Source organism: Kitasatospora albolonga, assembly GCA_002082585.1.
Classification (GTDB): domain Bacteria; phylum Actinomycetota; class Actinomycetes; order Streptomycetales; family Streptomycetaceae; genus Streptomyces; species Streptomyces stephensoniae.
This window is the reverse complement of record CP020563.1, coordinates 3336696-3353921: the sequence shown is the minus strand read 5'-3', so window position 1 is coordinate 3353921 and position 17226 is coordinate 3336696. Positions and strand designations below refer to the sequence as shown.

General features: G+C 73.8%; 15 protein-coding genes. 10 read left to right on the top strand and 5 right to left on the bottom strand.

Going from position 1 to position 17226, the window contains the following annotated elements:
* Nucleotides 1–6: 6 nt before the first annotated feature.
* Nucleotides 7–1179, bottom strand: coding sequence for an ABC transporter ATP-binding protein (locus B7C62_14500; GenBank protein ID ARF73344.1), 1173 nt, complete (start codon nucleotides 1177–1179; stop codon nucleotides 7–9).
* Nucleotides 1180–1364: 185 nt separating this feature from the next.
* Between B7C62_14500 and B7C62_14495 the strand changes: the two genes are divergently transcribed.
* From B7C62_14495 to B7C62_14480, 4 genes are all read left to right on the top strand, one after another.
* On the top strand, nucleotides 1365–2222 hold the full coding sequence (locus B7C62_14495; protein ARF73343.1) for an ABC transporter permease: 858 nt from the start codon (nucleotides 1365–1367) through the stop codon (nucleotides 2220–2222).
* A gap of 3 nt (nucleotides 2223–2225) precedes the next feature.
* A complete protein-coding gene (locus B7C62_14490; protein ARF73342.1) occupies nucleotides 2226–2900 on the top strand; it encodes an ABC transporter permease in 675 nt (224 codons plus the stop codon).
* Between the two features lie 97 nt (nucleotides 2901–2997).
* Nucleotides 2998–3969 (top strand): amino acid ABC transporter substrate-binding protein, encoded by a 972-nt coding sequence (locus B7C62_14485; protein ID ARF73341.1) that lies wholly within the window; start codon nucleotides 2998–3000, stop codon nucleotides 3967–3969.
* 192 nt (nucleotides 3970–4161) lie between these two features.
* Nucleotides 4162–5406: a hypothetical protein gene (locus B7C62_14480; protein ARF73340.1), complete on the top strand. Its 1245-nt coding sequence runs from the start codon at nucleotides 4162–4164 to the stop codon at nucleotides 5404–5406.
* 15 nt (nucleotides 5407–5421) lie between these two features.
* Here B7C62_14480 and B7C62_14475 read toward each other — a convergent pair whose 3' ends face one another.
* Both B7C62_14475 and B7C62_14470 read right to left on the bottom strand, forming a co-directional pair.
* Nucleotides 5422–6564, bottom strand: a complete 1143-nt coding sequence (locus tag B7C62_14475) for an NADH dehydrogenase subunit D (protein ARF73339.1) — start codon at nucleotides 6562–6564, stop codon at nucleotides 5422–5424.
* Between the two features lie 40 nt (nucleotides 6565–6604).
* Complete coding sequence (locus tag B7C62_14470; protein ARF73338.1) at nucleotides 6605–7588, bottom strand: hypothetical protein; 984 nt, start codon at nucleotides 7586–7588, stop codon at nucleotides 6605–6607.
* Between the two features lie 95 nt (nucleotides 7589–7683).
* Between B7C62_14470 and B7C62_14465 the strand changes: the two genes are divergently transcribed.
* From B7C62_14465 to B7C62_14455, 3 genes are all read left to right on the top strand, one after another.
* Nucleotides 7684–8886, top strand: coding sequence for a two-component sensor histidine kinase (locus B7C62_14465; protein ARF73337.1), 1203 nt, complete (start codon nucleotides 7684–7686; stop codon nucleotides 8884–8886).
* An 83-nt stretch (nucleotides 8887–8969) separates the two neighbouring features.
* The gene (locus B7C62_14460; protein ID ARF73336.1) at nucleotides 8970–9644 is read left to right on the top strand and encodes a DNA-binding response regulator; all 675 of its coding nucleotides are present in this window, start codon (nucleotides 8970–8972) and stop codon (nucleotides 9642–9644) included.
* Between the two features lie 30 nt (nucleotides 9645–9674).
* A complete protein-coding gene (locus B7C62_14455) occupies nucleotides 9675–10283 on the top strand; it encodes a hypothetical protein (protein ID ARF73335.1) in 609 nt (202 codons plus the stop codon).
* Between the two features lie 36 nt (nucleotides 10284–10319).
* On the opposite strand, the gene B7C62_14450 is transcribed toward B7C62_14455, so the two are convergent.
* Entirely contained in the window at nucleotides 10320–11432 is a 1113-nt protein-coding gene (locus B7C62_14450) for a transcriptional regulator (GenBank protein ID ARF73334.1), read from the bottom strand.
* A 460-nt stretch (nucleotides 11433–11892) separates the two neighbouring features.
* Entirely contained in the window at nucleotides 11893–13074 is a 1182-nt protein-coding gene (locus B7C62_14445) for a threonine aldolase (protein ARF73333.1), read from the bottom strand.
* Nucleotides 13075–13252: 178 nt separating this feature from the next.
* Between B7C62_14445 and B7C62_14440 the strand changes: the two genes are divergently transcribed.
* Genes B7C62_14440 through B7C62_14430 form a run of 3 tightly spaced genes read left to right on the top strand, consistent with a single transcriptional unit; the run spans nucleotide 13253 to nucleotide 17159 of the window.
* Nucleotides 13253–14194 carry an oxidoreductase gene (locus B7C62_14440; protein ARF73332.1) on the top strand — a complete coding sequence of 314 codons (942 nt, stop codon included), beginning with the start codon at nucleotides 13253–13255 and terminating at the stop codon, nucleotides 14192–14194.
* Nucleotides 14191–15468 (top strand): pantoate--beta-alanine ligase, encoded by a 1278-nt coding sequence (locus tag B7C62_14435; protein ID ARF73331.1) that lies wholly within the window; start codon nucleotides 14191–14193, stop codon nucleotides 15466–15468. The genes B7C62_14440 and B7C62_14435 overlap by 4 nt, the downstream gene beginning before the upstream one ends.
* On the top strand, nucleotides 15465–17159 hold the full coding sequence (locus B7C62_14430) for an L-aspartate oxidase (GenBank protein ARF73330.1): 1695 nt from the start codon (nucleotides 15465–15467) through the stop codon (nucleotides 17157–17159). The genes B7C62_14435 and B7C62_14430 overlap by 4 nt, the downstream gene beginning before the upstream one ends.
* Nucleotides 17160–17226: the final 67 nt, after the last annotated feature.

The window sequence follows — 17226 nt, the reverse complement described above, 5'->3', positions numbered from 1 at the left end:
GGAGGGCTACGCCGTGGCGACCGTCTCGACCGCGACCTCCGCGCGCGGTACGGCCTGGGCGTCCGCGTCGATCGAGCGGCGCAGGGCCTCGTGCAGCCGGGCCGGGGTCAGGACGCCGAGGAAGCGGCCCTCGCTCTCCTTGTCGACGACCGCGATCCACCCCGCGTCGTGCTGGAGCATGGTCGCGAACGCCTGCTTGAGCGGGGCGCCCAGCGGGAGCCACGCCTCCATCCGGCGGGCGTGCTCGCGGACGGTGGCCCCGGCGGCCGGGGCCGCCGTGCTGTCGGCCGGTATCCAGCCGTGCAGGTTGTCCCGGCCGTCCAGGACGACCGCCCAGCGCGCGCCCTCGGTCCGGAGCCGCGCGGTCGCCTCCGCGAGGGAGTCGTCGAGGTGGACGACCGGGGGCTGGTCGAGGTCGCTCTCCTCGATCGGGGTCACCGAGAGCCGCTTGAGCCCCCGGTCGGCGCCGACGAAGTCGGCCACGTACGGGGTCGCGGGGGCGCCGAGGACGGTGGCGGGGGAGTCGAACTGCTCGATGCGGCCGTGCCCGTAGACGGCGATCCGGTCGCCGAGGCGGACGGCCTCCTCGATGTCGTGGGTGACGAACAGGACGGTTTTACGGACCTGGGCCTGGAGTTTCAGGAATTCGTTCTGGAGCCGTTCGCGGACCACCGGGTCCACCGCGCCGAAAGGCTCGTCCATCAGCAGGACGGGCGGATCGGCGGCCAGGGCGCGGGCGACCCCGACGCGCTGGCGCTGTCCGCCGGAGAGCTGTTCCGGATAGCGGTCGCCGTAGACGGAAGGGTCGAGCCCGACGAGGTCGAGCAGTTCGGCGGCGCGTGCGCGTCCCTTTCCGCGCTTCCAGCCCAGGAGATGGGGGACGGTCGCGGTGTTCTCCAGCACGGTCTTGTGCGGGAAGAGGCCCACCTGCTGGATCACATAGCCGATGCGGCGGCGGAGTTCGACGGGGTCGATGGCGGATATGTCGTCCCCGTCGAGGAATATCGCGCCCTCGGTCGGTTCGATCAGCCGGTTCACCATCTTCATGGTGGTCGTCTTGCCGCAGCCGGAAGGTCCGACGAGCGTGACCAGTTCGCCCTCGGCGACCTCGAACGAAAGGTCGTCGACGGCGGTGGTGCCGTCCGCGTACCGCTTGGTGACGTGCTCGAAACGGATCATGGTTCCCCATTGTGGCGGGCGTTTCGTGAAGGGCATGTTGCCGGAATGTGGCAGCCCTCCGCGATTGTCAGTGGTCGAGGATAGGCTCGCCAGACATCAGTTCGACATCGGGCGCCACGGGGAACGCGACGGGAAAACGGTCGGCGCCACGGGGGCATGACAGGGAATCGGGAGGTGGGGGCCGGATGGCCGGAGGAAACTGCCTGGCGACGAACGACTGGATCTGCGGCGAGTATCTGCGCTCCCGCAGCCATGAGTTGACCGACGCCACCGTGCAGCACATCGGGATCACGGTGGCCTCGGTGCTGATCGGGCTCGCGGTCGCCTTCCCGCTGGCGCTGCTCGCCCGCCGGGGCCGCGGCTTCGCCGGACCGGTGCTCGGGCTGACGACGGTCCTCTACACCGTGCCCTCGCTGGCGATGTTCTCGCTGCTGCTGCCCCTGTTCGGGCTCTCCGCCGCGCTGGTCGTCACGGGCCTGGTGCTCTATTCGCTCACCATCCTCGTACGGAACATCCTGGCCGGCCTCGAAGCGGTCCCGGCGGAGGCCAAGGAGGCCGCCCGGGGCATGGGGTACGGGCCGTGGCGGCTGCTGTGGGAGGTGGAGCTCCCGCTCGCGCTGCCCGCGCTGATGGCGGGGCTGCGCATAGCCACCGTGTCGACGGTCGCGCTGACCACGGTCGGCTCGCTCGTCGGCAAGGGCGGCCTCGGCAATCTCATCGAGGACGCGCTGCCGAGCTTCTTCAAGGCCCAGGTGCTGGCCGCCTCCGTGCTGTGCGTGCTGCTCGCGGTCACGGCCGACCTGCTGCTCCTGGGCCTCCAGCGGCTGCTGACGCCCTGGACGCGTATATCCGCGGTGACGGGGGATACGCGTACGGGCGGCGGGGACGGTTCCCGCGGCCCGGGCGGTCCGGGCGATGCCGCGGGCGGTCCTGGGGGTCCCGGCGGTCCTGGCGGTTCCGGCGGCCCTGGCGGTTCCGGCGGTCCTGCGGGGATATCCGCGATATCCGCGCTGTCCGCCCCGGCGAAGGTGGAGGCGGGCTGACCCGTGGGAGTCATCGGCGAAGCCTGGACCTGGCTGACCACCGGGGCCAACTGGTCGGGGGACAGCGGGGCCGCACACCGGCTCGGCGAGCATCTGTACGTCAGCGGGGTCGCCCTCGCGGCGGCCTGCGGCATCGCCCTGCCCCTGGCCCTGTATCTGGGCCACATCGGCAGGGGCGGCGCGCTCGCGGTCAACATCTCCAACGTGGGGCGGGCCGTCCCGGTCTTCGCGGTGCTGGCCCTCTTCATGGTCACGCCCCTGCGCAACTCCGGCTACTGGCCCACGATCATCGCGCTGGTGCTGTTCGCCGTGCCGCCGCTGCTGACCAACGCCTATGTCGGGATGCGCGAGGTGGACCGGTCCGTGGTGGAGGCCGCCCGGGGCATGGGGATGTCCGGCGGGCAGCTCTTCGTCCGGGTGGAGCTGCCGCTCGCCTACCCGATGATCATGACCGGGCTGCGCTCCGCCGCCGTCCAGGTCGTGGCCACCGCCTCGATCGCCGCCATGGTCGGTCTCGGCGGCCTCGGCCGGATCATCACCGCCGGGTTCAACACCTACGACACCGCGCAGGTCTTCGCGGGCGCGGTGCTGGTCGCCGCGCTGGCCCTGCTGGTGGAGGGGGTGCTGGTGGCGCTGGACCGGCTGCTGTCCCCGCTGCGCCGCCGCCGGACCGCGTGACGGGCCCGCCGCGCGGGTGCCGGACGGCGGTTCCTCAACTGCTTCCCCACTTCTTCCTTTTGGTCATCTTTTCTCTTCAGTTCGGACGGAGAACGACATGAGCAGGACCTCGCGGATAGCCGGAGCGGTCATCGGCATGGTGGCGCTGGCCGGGTCGCTGGCGGCCTGCGGCGGCGACAGCCTGGAGCAGGAGAAGGGCGGCGGCTCCGGGGCCTCGGGCGACGGCAAGAAGGGCACGCTCGTCGTCGGCGCGGCGGCGTTCACCGAGTCCAAGGTGCTCGCCGAGCTGTACGCGCAGATCCTGGGCGACGCCGGGTACAGCACCTCGATCACCACGGTGAAGAACCGTGAGCTGTACGAGCCCTCGCTGGAGAAGGGCGAGATCGACGTCGTACCCGAATACGCCGCCACCATCACCGAATTCCTCAACGCCAAGGTGAACGGGGCGGAGAAGGCCCAGAACAACCCCCTCGCCTCCGGAGACGCCGACGCCACGGTCGCCGCCCTGGAGAAGCTCGCCACTCCGCTGGGCCTCAAGGTGCTCCCGGCCGGGAAGGCCGTCGACCAGAACGCCTTCGCGGTCTCCAAGGAATTCGCCGAGAAGAACAACCTCAAGACCCTTTCCGATCTCGGGAAGTCCAAGCTCAAGGTGAAGATCGCGGCGGGCGACGAGTGCGAGGTGCGGCCCTTCTGCGCACCCGGTCTGAAGAAGACGTACGGCATCGACGTCACCGGGATCGACCCCAAGGGCGTCGGCACCCCCGCCTCCAAGCAGGCCGTCCGCGACGGCAAGGTCGAGCTGGTCCTGACGACCACCACGGACGCGGTGCTGGACGGGCTGGTGTTCCTGGAGGACGACAAGAAGCTCCAGAACGCCGATAACGTCCTGCCGGTCCTCAATGCCAAGGACGCGGGCGCTCCGGAGATCGCCGAGGCGCTCGGAAAGCTCACCGACACCCTCACCACGGAAGACCTCGCCGAGCTCAACCGCAAGGTCGACGCCGAGCGCGCGAAGCCGACCGACGTGGCGAAGGAGTATCTGGAGTCGAAGGGCCTGATCAAGAAGTAGGGCCCGGCCGGGGAGTTGTTCCCGACCGGGAAATGATCAAGAAGTGAGGCGCTTCGGGGGGCCGCGAGGTAACCGGCGGGGAAAGATTGCCGGGCGGCCCCCCAAGTGGCGCGTACACACGGTAAATTTCAGGCCATGCCACGTGGACGCCACCGCCATTCGCCACCCCTTCACAGAATCCTGCCGCCCTCCGTGGTGGCGGGAGTGTCGGTCGTCGGTGCCTCCGGCGCCTGGCTCCTCGCCGAACCCCTCGTCCTGCGCGGCCTGGTGGCCGTCGTGGCCGCCGCGGCCCTGACCGGCGCGTATCTGATGCGCAGCTGGGACCGGGCCGCGGGGCTGCGGGTCGCCGAGCTGGAGCGGGCGCGCAACCGTGACGAGTGGCGGGCCGAGGAGCGGATAGCCGAGCTGGAGCAGGATCTGGAGGAGTCGCGCGCGCTGCGCACCCGTCTGGAGACCAAGCTCCGCCGCAAGCGTGTGGAGCTCGCCGGACTGCGCGGGGAGCACGCGGGGCTGCTGCGCCGGTACGCCACCGCCGAGACCGAGCGGGCCAGTGCGCTGGAGGGCCGCAGGCAGCTCGCCATCGAGGCCGCCGCCACGCCCGCCGAGCTGCCCGCCGGACGGTCCAGGCCGACCCCGGAGGCGTACCGCCGGGCGGACGAGGCCCTGCTGAACCTCACGCGCAACGCCGCCCTCCAGGAAGCCCGCCGCACCGCCGGGGCGGCCCGGCGGGACGCCCCGGAGCGGGGCGCGGAGGGCGGGGGCCCGCAGGGGAAGGACGCGGCGGCCACCGGGGCGGGCGAGCACGGCCAGCACCGCCGCCCGTCGACGCCACTGCCCGCCCCGGCCGCGAACACCCAGACGCCGAGCATCCAGGCACCGAGCGCCCCGGCGGTGAATACCCCGGCCGCGAGCGCTCCCGCCCCGAACGTCCTGGGCGCGAGCGCTCCCGCCCCGAACACCCCCGCCCCGAACACCCCCGCCCCGAACGCCCCGGCCGTGAACGCTCCGACGCCGAACACCCCGGCTCCCGGTGCCCCGGCGGTCGGTCCCGAGGGCACCGGCGTACCGGCCATGAAAGCCCCGGCCCCCGCGCCCCCGGCCCCGATCGCCCCCGCGGCCTCCGGCTCCGCCGCGCCCGTGCACGTACCGCGTACGGTTCCCGCCGCGTCGGCCGTCGTTCCGTATGCCGCCGCCCGCCGTCACCTCGTCCCGCAGGGCAGCTTCGACTTCTTCGGCACGCAGAACGCCCAGAAGGCGAACGCCGCGATCGAGGCCGTGCAGAACGAGGACCTCGCGGACGTCGTCGGCGAGGAGGCGCTCGCCGTCCACCGCACGGGAGCGGCGCAGAACCGGGCCGTCGGCAAGGTCATCGACCTCACCGCGCACGACGAGACCGAGCAGATCGACGTGGCGCGGCTGCGCGGCGCGGTCTCCTGAGGGGCGGCCGACCGGCTACTTGTCGATGTCGCCGACGACGAAGAAGAGCGAGCCCAGGATCGCCACCATGTCGGAGACCAGCGTCCCCGGCAGCAGTTCGGTGAGCGCCTGGATGTTGTTGAAGGAGGCGGAGCGCAGCTTTAGCCGGTACGGGGTCTTCTCGCCCTTGGAGACCAGGTAGTAGCCGTTGATGCCGAGCGGGTTCTCCGTCCAGGCGTACGTGTGCCCCTCGGGCGCCTTGAGCACCTTGGGCAGCCGCTGGTTGACCGGCCCCGGCGCCAGGCCGGCCAGCCGGTCCAGGCAGGCGTCCGCCAGGTCCAGGGAGTTGAGGGTCTGCTCCAGCAGGCATTCGAAGCGGGCCAGGCAGTCGCCCTCGGTCCGGGTGACCACCTTCAGGGTGTCCCGGAGCTCCCCGTACGCGAGGTACGGCTCGTCGCGCCGCAGGTCGAAGTCGACGCCCGAGGCGCGGGCGATCGGCCCCGACACCCCGTACGCGTGCACGGCCCCGGCGGAGAGCACGCCGACATCGCGCGTACGGCCCCGGAAGATCTCGTTGCCGAGGACCAGGTTCTCGTACACGTCCATGCGGGAGCGGACCGAGACGACGGCGTCCCGGACCCGGCCGGTCCAGCCCGCCGGGATGTCCTCCTTGAGCCCGCCGACCCGGTTGAACATGTAGTGCATCCGGCCGCCGGAGACCTCCTCCATCACCGCCTGGAGCTCCTCGCGCTCCCGGAAGGCGTGGAAGACCGGGGTGATGCCGCCCAGTTCGAGCGGGTAGGAGCCGAGGAACATCAGGTGGTTGAGGACCCGGTTCAGCTCGGCGAGCAGCGTCCGCGTCCAGACCGCGCGCTCGGGGACCTCCATGCCGAGCATCCGCTCGACGGCCATCACGACGCCCAGCTCGTTGGAGAAGGCGGAGAGCCAGTCGTGGCGGTTGGCGAGCATGATGATCTGCCGGTAGTCGCGCGCCTCGAAGAGCTTCTCCGCGCCCCGGTGCATATAGCCGATGACCGGTTCGGCGTGCTGGACGCGTTCCCCGTCCAGGACGATCCGGAGCCGGAGCACGCCGTGGGTGGAGGGGTGCTGCGGGCCGATGTTGAGCACCATGTCGGTGCTCTCCGCCGCGCCGCCGATGCCGATGGTCGTCTCCGTCATGGGGGCCAGTATTCCCTGCCCGCCGCGTCCGTACGGGCGCTCACCCCCGGCCCGGACCCACCCGGTGCAGCAGCCACCCGAAGTCGCCCAGTCCGCCGCGCGCGGTCAGCTCCGCCGCCTCGCCCGCCGACGCCAGCGCGCTGACGTACGCCGCCGGATCGGACGCGGCCAGGCCCAGCGGCGGCCGGCCGCCGGAGACCCCCAGCCCGCCGAGCGCCGTCCGCTGGTCCGTCAGCTCCACCGCCCCCGGGCCCGCCGCCGCGCACGCGTCCAGCGCCACATGCGCGGTCAGGTCGCAGGAGCCGTCCGGCACCGGGTGCACCTCGCGCCCGCCCCGGAACCCGGTCAGCGTCCCGAAGGGCGGCCGGGCCCCCCGTACATGCGCGTAGTCCACCGCCACCGCGAGCCCCGCCGCCAGCGAACCCGCCGCCCGCGCCCAGGCGAGGTCCCGGGGCAGCCCGATCTCCGCCCGCTCGCCCGGTGCGGACAGCGGCCACCAGCGCTCCAGCCACACCGCGTCCGCCCCGGTCACCGGCGGGCCGAGGCGCTCCGCCCCGTCCGAGGTCCGCACCTGGACGTACCGGGGGGTGCCGTCCCCGTCCGCCTCCGCCACCTCCACCGGCACGTTGTCCAGCCACTCGTTGGCGAACAGCAGCCCGGTCACGCCCCGGGGCACCTCGGCGCACCAGCGGACACGGGGGTCCAGCCCCGGCGGGCGGGCGGCGACCTCCACCCCGTACGGGATCACCTCCAGCCCCTCCGGGACGGCGGCGAGCACCCCGGTCAACAGCTCACCGCGCCCCGCACCCACATCCACCAGGGCCACCGAGTCCGTGGACAGCTCCCGCGCGGTCCGGGCCAGCAGCCGGGCCACCGCCCGGGCGAACAGGGGCGAGGCGTGGACCGACGTACGGAAGTGGCCCGCCGGTCCCCGCGGGCTCCGGACCGGGCTCCGGTAGAAGCCCCCGTCCCCGTACAGAGCGGCCTCGGCCGCCTCCCGCCACCCGCGCCACTCCTCCGTCATACGGGCAAGTCTCCACCTTGGGGAGTACGGCCCCAGGATCTGGATCGACCCTCCGGTTGACCCGGGCACCTATCCGCTGTCCTTACGCTGGCTACGTGCAGCGCCTCTACGATTTTCTCCGCAGACACCCGACGGGCGTCGACGTCTTCTGGGCGGTCGTCCTCCTCGGGCTCTCCGGCATGTCGATGGCGTCGGGCATGTACGCCGCCGGGCGGGAGGAGATCCTCGCGGTTCCGGTCGCGTTCGGGCTCTCCACGGTCGTGGCGCTGCGCCGGAGGGTCCCGGAGAGGATGCTGCTGCTCGCCATCGCGGTGGGCCTCTGCCAGCTGCTCTTCGACGTCCGGCCGGGGATCGGCAACTTCGCGATGCTGGTGATCACCTTCACGGTGGCCACGATCGGGGAGCGCTGGGCCTCCCGGCTCGCCCTGGTGTGCAGCCTGAGCGCCGCCGCCCTGTCGCAGCTGCGCTGGGAGGCGGAGCCGGGCGGCTCCTGGCCCCAGATGATCTTCGTGACGGTCGTCATGACGGTGCCGTTCGTGCTGGCCTGGGTGATGGGCGACTCGCTGCGCACCCGGCGGGCCTACTTCAGCCAGCTGGAGGAGCGCGCCGCCCGGCTGGAGCGGGAGCGCGAGGCGCAGTCCAAGGTGGCCGTGGCCGCCGAACGGGCCCGGATCGCCCGCGAGCTGCACGATGTCGTCGCGCACAACGTCTCCGTGATGGTGGTCCAGGCCGACGGCGCGGCCTACGTCCTGGACGCGGCGCCCGACCAGGCCCGGCAGGCGCTGGAGACGATCTCCTCCACCGGCCGCCAGGCGCTGGCCGAGATGCGTCGGCTGCTGGGGGTGCTGCGGACCGGTGACACACGGGAGAGCGGGGAGTACGTCCCGCAGCCCGACGTGGAGCAGATCGAGGAACTGGTCGAGCAGGTCCGGCAGACCGGTCTGGCCGTGGACTTCAAGGTGGAGGGCACCGCCCGCCCGCTGCCGAGCGGCGTGGAGCTGACCGCGTACCGGATCGTGCAGGAAGCCCTCACGAACACCCGCAAGCACGGCGGCCCCGACGCCGGGGCCAGCGTCCGGCTGGTCTACTTCGACGACGGCCTCGGGCTGCTGGTCGAGGACGACGGCCGGGGCGCGGCGCACGAGTTGTACGAGGACGGCGGCGCGGACGGCGCCGGACACGGGATGATCGGGATGCGGGAGCGGGTCGGCATGGTCGGTGGCACCCTGGACGCCGGGCCGCGCCCCGGCGGGGGTTTCCGGATCAGTGCGCTGCTGCCGCTGAAACCGGCCGAGTAGCACCCCGCACCGCCCCACCCCGTCCCTTCCCAGCGACTTCTTGCCACCCGTACAGGCCCCATACAGGACAGGACACAGACCCCATGGCCATCCGCGTGATGCTCGTCGACGACCAGGTGCTTCTCCGTACGGGCTTCCGCATGGTCCTGGCCGCCCAGCCCGACATGGAGGTCGTGGCCGAGGCCGGGGACGGCGCCGAGGCGATCGAGATCCTGCGCTCGACGGCCGTGGACGTGGTCCTGATGGACGTCCGTATGCCCCGGCTGGACGGGGTCGAGGCGACCCGCCGGATCTGCGCGCAGCCGAATCCGCCGAAGGTGCTGATCCTGACGACGTTCGACCTGGACGAGTACGCCTTCTCCGGGCTGAAGGCGGGCGCCAGCGGCTTCATGCTCAAGGACGTGCCGCCCGCCGAACTGCTCTCCGCGATCCGCTCGGTGCACAGCGGCGACGCCGTCGTCGCCCCCTCCACCACCCGTCGGCTGCTCGACCGCTTCTCGCCGATGCTGCCCAGCAGCGAGAAGGAGCCGAAGAACAAGCACATCGAGAAGCTCACCGAACGCGAGCGCGAGGTGATGCTCCTGGTCGCGCAGGGCCTCTCCAACGGGGAGATCGCCGCCCGCCTCGTCCTCTCCGAGGCGACGGTCAAGACCCACGTCGGCCGCATCCTCACCAAGCTGAGCCTGCGCGACCGCGTCCAGGTCGTCGTCCTCGCCTACGAGACGGGGCTGGTGCGGGCGGGCGGGGGAGCGGGCTGAGGAGCTGACGAGGGAACGGGGGTTCGGCGCATGGGAACACTGCTGTGGATCAACGGCCCGTTCGGGGGCGGCAAGACGCAGACCGCGTACGAGATCCGGCGGCGGCTGCCGGGCAGTACGGTCTGCGACCCGGAGCACATCGGCTTCGGCCTGCACCGCACCCTGCCGCCGGAGCTGCGCGGCGACTTCCAGGACCTGGCCGCCTGGCGGGCGGGGGTCCGCGAAGTGCTCGGGCTGGCGCTGAAGGGGCATCCGGGGCCGGTGATCGCGCCGATGACCCTGGTCGACCCCGGGTACTTCGCGGAGATCGTCGGAGGGCTGCGCGAGGACGGCCACACCGTCCACCACAGCGCCCTGCTCGCCGACCGGGAGACGGTGCTGCGGCGGCTGCGGGAGCGCGGCCTCGGGCTCGGGCTGAAGCGGGAGAGCTTCGCGGTGCGGCGGCTGGACGACTGCCTTGAGCGGCTCGCCGGGCCGGAGTTCGCCCGCCATGTCCGTACGGACGACATCACGGTGCCCCAGGTCGCGGACCTGGTGGCGGGGGCGGCGGGGCTGACGCTCGCACCGGACACGGACAGTCGGCTGCGCCACCGGCTGCGGCGGACCTGGACGGGCCTGCGGCACCTGCGCTTCGACTGAGAGCGCCGGACCCCGGTGCGCGGGGGCCAGGTGGGCTCAGCGCAGCACGCCCTCCAGGAAGTCGCTGCCGATGCGGGCGACGACCGTCAGATCCAGCTGGTGCAGTACGTACCGTCCCCGGCGCCGCGTCGTGATCAGGCCCGCCTTCTTCAGCACCGACAGATGCCGGGAGACCTCGGGCGCGGTGATCCGGTGGGCGTCGGCCAGCTCGCCGGTGGTGTACGCCGAGCGGGCCAGGTTGCGGCACAGGCGCATCCGCATGGGGTGGGCCAGGGCCTCCATCCGGCGCTGGAGCAGCTCCACGGAGGCGGGGGCGGGCAGGTCGGGGAGGCGGACCGGGTACTGGATCACCGGCCGCCAGCCCGGTGCGTACACCACCATCAGGTGCGGCCAGCCGAAGCTGCTGGGCATCAGGGTGAGGCCGGTGCCGACGTCCGGGTCGACGGCGGTGGTCCGGGCCTCGGACAGCTTGTCGACGGAGAGCCTGCCCGCCTCCTCGTCCAGGGTCAGGGCGGTGGAGACCGCGCCGAGTGCCTCCCGGACGCCCTTGTGCCGCAGCACCTCCGTCTTGTACCGGGCGTCGGCGACCAGCTGGACGGAGACCCGGCGCCAGGTGTCCGCGAAGAACGCCTGGTCGCAGTCCTCGAAGAGCCGCCGAATCCAGCGGCGTACGGGGGCGGGGTCGGCCAGCAGCCGCTGGGTGAACCTCACCTGCCGGGGGCCGCGCGCCGCCGCCAGCTCCAGGGCGCGGTCCCGCATCGCCGGGTCCGACAGCGGGGAGGCGGCATCCTCCCCGTACAGCCCGGCGCAGGTGAACTCCAGCGCCGCCGTGACGAACCGCTCGTCGTCCAGCCGGTCCAGGATGTCCAGGTCCTCGGCGAGGGTCGCCCCGGGCCTGCCGTCGCCCCCGGGGATTCCGGCGTACGGCATGAAGATGTCGGAGAAGCTGTGCCGCCAGAGGAACTCCGCCTCCAGCAGCCGGTCGGCGAGACCGGGCTCCAGGGCTGCCGAGGTCGCGGTGGCCCAGCCGTGCACGCCGGGGTGGTGGCCGGGCTCGGAGAGCGCGTGCAGCGCGTCCCCCAGCTCCGCGAGCGGGGAGACCGCGAAAACGATGCGGTCGGCGGGCAGGCCGGCGATGTCGATGTCCACGCTCACGCGTCCTATGGTGCGCGGTACGGGGACGGGGTGTCGCCCCATTTGACGGCGGCCGTCAATCAGCGCGCGGACCTGCGGTGACCGGCGCACGCTGGACGTATGGACGCCATCCAGCAGCACCTGCTCGACACCTACCGCGCGGCCCGCCTGGGCGAGCCCGCGCCGCCCCCGCCGGGCCGCCACGACCGTACGACCCTGCGCGATCTGTACCGGCACTGGCTGACCCACCCGTCGACGGGGGAACAGCCTGCCCGGCGCTTGAGGACGGACCCCTGAGCGGACCCCGGGCGGGCCCCGAGGGCGGGCCTCCGGAGGACGGGCCCACGAGGACGGAACCCCGAGGACGGGGACGGCCGACGGCCCTCCGGGCGCGAGGACCGGCCGGCGGCCCTCCGGGCGCGGAGGCCGACCACCGGCACCGCCCCGCCCCGCCCCTCCTGACTCCTGCTTACTCCTACGGCCTCTGCTCCTGCGACACCCGCTCCAGCAGCCCCACGAACACCCCCACCGCCTCCCGTACGTCCTCCGCCGACCACTCCAGCCCCGCCCCCGCCACCGTCACCTCGGTGAACGAGATCCCCGGCGGCAGCCCGGCCGCCCCCGCCGTCCCCTCGGACCAGCGGCGGAACAGCGTCACGCCCGTCTCCTCCGCCTGCCGCACCGACGCCTCGTCCAGCACCTCGGCCCCGTACGGCAGCCAGACCTGGAACTGGTGCGTGTGCGGCGGCTCCGGACGCACCCGGAACCACGGCACCCCCGCCTCCGCGAACCCCTCCGCCAGCGCCGCCGCCACCACCTTCGCGTGGGCCACGTACGACGGCAGCCGGGGCAGCTCCCGCTCCAGGCCGAGCAGGGCGGAGAGCGCCGCCGGGTACTGCTGGAAGACCTGGCCCCCGTACCGGTGGCGCCACACCCGGGCCTCCTCCACCAGCGCCGAAGGGCCCGCCAGCGCCGCCCCGGACAGCCCGTCCAGCGACTTGTAGAAGGACACGTACACGCTGTCCGCGAGCGCCGCGATCTCCTCGACGCCCCGCCCGAAGTGCTCGGTGCACTCCCAGAGCCGCGCCCCGTCCAGGTGGACCACCGCGTCCCGCTCCCGGGCCGCCGCCACGACCTCCTCCAGCTCGTCCCACGTGGGCAGCACGAACCCGGCGTCCCGCAGCGGCAGCTCCAGCATCAGCGTGCCGAACGGCTCGGGGAACTCCCGTACCTCCTCGGCGTCCGGCAGCCGGGGCGCGGACGTCGGGTGCACCGTGCGCAGCCCGCTGACCGTCCCGAGCGCACCGCCCTCGTGCAGCTCCGGGTGGGACAGGGGGTGCAGCGCCACCGTCGTATCGCCCGTACGCTCCGCCCAGCACCGCAGCGCGACCTGCTGGGCCATCGTGCCGGTCGGGAAGAACGCCGCCGCCTCCGTCCCCAGCAGCCCGGCCACCCGCCGCTCCAGCCCGGCGACGACCCCGCCCCCGTACACATCCACCGCGTCGTCCGGATCGTGTACGGAGGAGGCGTCGGCCGTCAGCGCCGCCAGCCGCTCGCCCAGTGTGCCGTCCGCGCCCATCCGGGCCAGCACCCGCCGGGACCCCCGCCAGGCGGCCAGTCGGCGGCGCCGCTGCTCCTGCTCATCCATGGCTGTCATGGGACGATCATCCCCCGGGCCGCTGACAGCGCCCTCCGGCCGGGCCCGTGGATTTCCGCCGCCCCGCGAAGTTATCCACAGGCTGTGGGCAGTGGGCGGGCTTCGCCGAAACGCTGGCGTAGCATGCAGAGAAATCGTCCGGTACCCCCCGCGGACTGGAACGGAAGGCCATCGCCGCGTGAATACGACAGTTCCCAAGGAACCCCTCGACGCGAGGGACCGCCCCGCCCGCCTCACCGTCGGCGTCGTGGGAGCGGGCCGCGTCGGCCCCGCGCTCGCCGCCGCGCTCCAGCTCGCCGGGCACCGCCCGGTGGCGGTCTCGGGCGTCTCCGACGCCTCCCGGCGCCGTGCGGCGGCCCTGCTCCCCGACGTGCCCGTGGTGGAGCCCGCCGAGGTCCTCGCCCGCGCCGAGCTGGTGCTGCTGACCGTCCCCGACGACGCGCTGCCCGGGCTGGTCGAGGGGCTCGCCGAGACCGGTGCCGTACGGCCGGGACAGCTGCTCGTCCACACCTCCGGGCGGTACGGGGCCCGGGTCCTGGACCCCGCGCTGCGGGCCGGGGCCCTGCCGCTCGCGCTGCACCCGGCGATGACGTTCACCGGCAGCTATGTCGACGTCCAGCGGCTGGCGGGCTGCTCCTTCGGGGTCACCGCCCCCGAGGAGCTGCGGCTGGCCGCCGAGGCGCTGGTCATCGAGATGGGCGGCGAGCCGGAGTGGATCGCCGAGGAGTCCCGCCCGCTCTACCACGCGGCCCTCGCCCTGGGCGCGAACCACCTGGTCACCCTGGTCGCCGAGTCGATGGAGCTGCTGGCCAAGGCCGGGGTCGGCGCCCCGGACCGGATGCTCGGCCCGCTCCTCGGCGCCGCCCTGGACAACGCCCTGCGCTCCGGTGACGCCGCGCTGACCGGCCCGGTGGCCCGGGGCGACGCGGGCACGGTCACCGCCCACGTCGGCGAGCTGCGCGCGCACGCCCCCCAGATGGTCGGGGGCTACCTCGCGATGGCCCGCGCCACGGCCGACCGGGCGCTGGCCCACGGCCTGCTCAAGCCGGAGCTCGCGGAGGACCTGCTCGTCGCCCTGGCCGACCAGGAGAGCCGTCCCGGAACGGGGGAGACCCGATGACCACGACCGGAAACACCGGTACGCCGGGACCTACGGGCGCCACGGGACCCATGGGCGCCACGGGTACGCCGGGACCCACGGGCGCCTCGGCCACCCCGACCGGAAGCGCAGGCACTCCAGGCGCCCCCGCCCCCGCTGGCGCCCCCGCCCCCGCTGGCGCCCCCACCCCCGCAGGCGCTTCAGGCGCCCCGACCGGAGACGCGAACAACGCGGATACCTCGGGCGCCACGGGTGGCCGGGGCGCCACCGGCACCCCGCGTCCCGCCCCCGCCCTCCTCCGTACCGCCGCCGAGCTCGACGCCCTCCCCCGTCCCGCAGGCGCCGAGCGGGTCGTCGTCATGACCATGGGCGCCCTCCACGACGGCCACGCCACCCTCGTCCGGGCCGCCCGGCAGGCGGCGGGCCCGGACGGGCAGGTCGTGGTGACCGTCTTCGTCAACCCGCTCCAGTTCGGCGAGGCGGCCGACCTCGACCGCTACCCGCGCACCCTGGACGCCGACCTGGCCACCGCCGCCGAGGCGGGCGCCGACGCGGTCTTCGCCCCCGGTGTGGACGAGGTCTACCCCGGCGGCGAGCCCCAGGTCCGGATCTCCGCGGGCCCCATGGGCGAGCGCCTCGAAGGCGCCCACCGCCCCGGCCACTTCGACGGCATGCTCACCGTCGTCGCCAAGCTCCTACACCTGACCCGCCCCGACGAGGCGCTGTACGGGCAGAAGGACGCCCAGCAGCTCGCCCTGATCCGCCGCATGGTCCGCGACCTGAACTTCGGCGTCCGGATCACCGGCGTACCCACCGTCCGGGACGCGGACGGCCTCGCGCTCTCCAGCCGCAACCGCTTCCTGAGCGCCGACGAGCGGCACACCGCCCTCGCCCTGTCCCGCGCCCTGTTCGCGGCCCGGGACCGGCTCGCCGCCCAGCAGGCCCTGCACGAGCGGGCCAAGGCCACCGCCCCGGGCTCCGGCGGCGACCGGGCCGCCGGGCTCAACCGGCTCGGCGAGGCCCGTGCCGCCGCCGACGCCCAGGCCGTCGCGCTGGCCCGGCCGAACGGGGCGCCCGCCGCCGTACGGGCCACCGCCCGGACGATCCTGGACGAGGCCGCCGCCCGGAGCAGGCACCCGCTCGTCCTGGACTACCTGGCCCTGGTCGACCCGGCGGACTTCACCGAGATCCCCGACGACCGCGAGAGCGGCGATGCGATCCTCGCCGTCGCCGCCCGGGTCGGGGACACCCGCCTCATCGACAACATCCCCCTCACCTTCGGAGCCCTCTCGTGACCGGAATACGGCTGACCGCCCCCGCCCCCGGCTGGGCCATCGACGCGGACGTCGTGGTGGTCGGCTCCGGAGTCGCCGGTCTCACCACCGCCCTGCGCTGCGCCGCCGCCGGCCTGGACACCGTGGTCGTCACCAAGGCGCGGCTCGACGACGGCTCGACCCGCTGGGCCCAGGGCGGTATCGCCGCGGCCCTCGGCGAGGGCGACACCCCCGAGCAGCATCTCGCCGACACCCTGGTCGCGGGCGCGGGCCTCTGCGACGAGGAGGCCGTACGGACCCTGGTCACCGAGGGCCCCGACGCCGTACGCCGCCTGATCACCACGGGCGCGCACTTCGACACCACCGACAGCGGCGACATCGCGCTCACCCGCGAGGGCGGCCACCATCGCCGCCGCATCGCCCACGCGGGCGGCGATGCGACCGGCGCGGAGATCTCCCGCGCCCTGGTCGAGGCGGTCCGCGCGGCCGCCCTCCGCATCATCGAGAACGCGCTCGTCCTGGACCTCCTCACCGACGCCGAAGGCCGTACGGCGGGGGTCTCGCTCCATGTCATGGGCGAGGGCCAGCACGACGGCGTCGGCGCGGTCCGGGCCCCCTCGGTGGTCCTCGCGACCGGCGGCATGGGCCAGGTCTTCTCCGCCACCACCAACCCCTCGGTCTCCACCGGGGACGGCGTGGCGCTGGCGCTGCGGGCCGGGGCGGAGGTCTCGGACCTGGAGTTCGTCCAGTTCCACCCGACCGTCCTCTTCCTCGGCGCGGACAGCGAGGGCCAGCAGCCGCTGGTCTCCGAGGCGGTACGGGGCGAGGGCGCCCATCTCGTCGACGCCTCCGGTACCCGCTTCATGCTCGGGCAGCACGAGCTGGCCGAGCTGGCCCCGCGCGACATCGTCGCCAAGGCCATCACCCGCCGGATGCACGAGCACGGCACCGAGCACATGTATCTGGACGCCCGGCACTTCGGCGCCGCGATGTGGGAGCAGCGCTTCCCCACCATCCTGGCCGCCTGCCGCGCCCACGGCATCGACCCGGTCACCGAGCCGGTCCCGGTCGCCCCGGCCGCGCACTACGCCTCCGGCGGCATCCGCACGGACCTGCGCGGCCGGACGACCGTCCCCGGTCTGTACGCCTGCGGCGAGGTCGCCTGCACGGGGGTGCACGGGGCCAACCGGCTGGCGTCGAACTCCCTCCTGGAGGGGCTGGTCTTCGCCGAGCGCATCGCCGCCGACATCGCGGAGACCCGCCCGCCCCGCACGGAACCGGCCGAGGCCGCGAGCGAAGGCGGGGACGACCCCGTCGCGCTGATCGCCCCCGAGACCCGTACGGCGATCCAGCGCGTCATGACCCGGGGCGCCGGAGTCCTCCGCTCCGCCGCGTCCCTGGCCACCGCCGCCGAGGAGCTGGAGGCCCTGCACCGCAGCGCCGCCGCCGACGCGGACGACCCCGATCCCAAGCTCGCCGTCCCCGGCGTCGACACCTGGGAGGTCACCAACCTGCTGCTGGTCTCCCGGGTCCTGGTCGCCGCCGCCCGGGAGCGCGAGGAGACCCGGGGCTGCCACTGGCGCGAGGACCGGCCCGACCGCGACGACGAGCACTGGCGCCGCCACCTGGTCGTCCGCATCGCCCCGGACCGCACGCCGGTCGTCCACCGTACGGAGACCGCCGCATTCCCGCCCGTACGCCCGGCGCATTGAGCAGACTGCTGGAAGCAACGGCGCGAGCCGCCCCCGAACAGCAGCAGCACAGCCGCACCCGCACAGA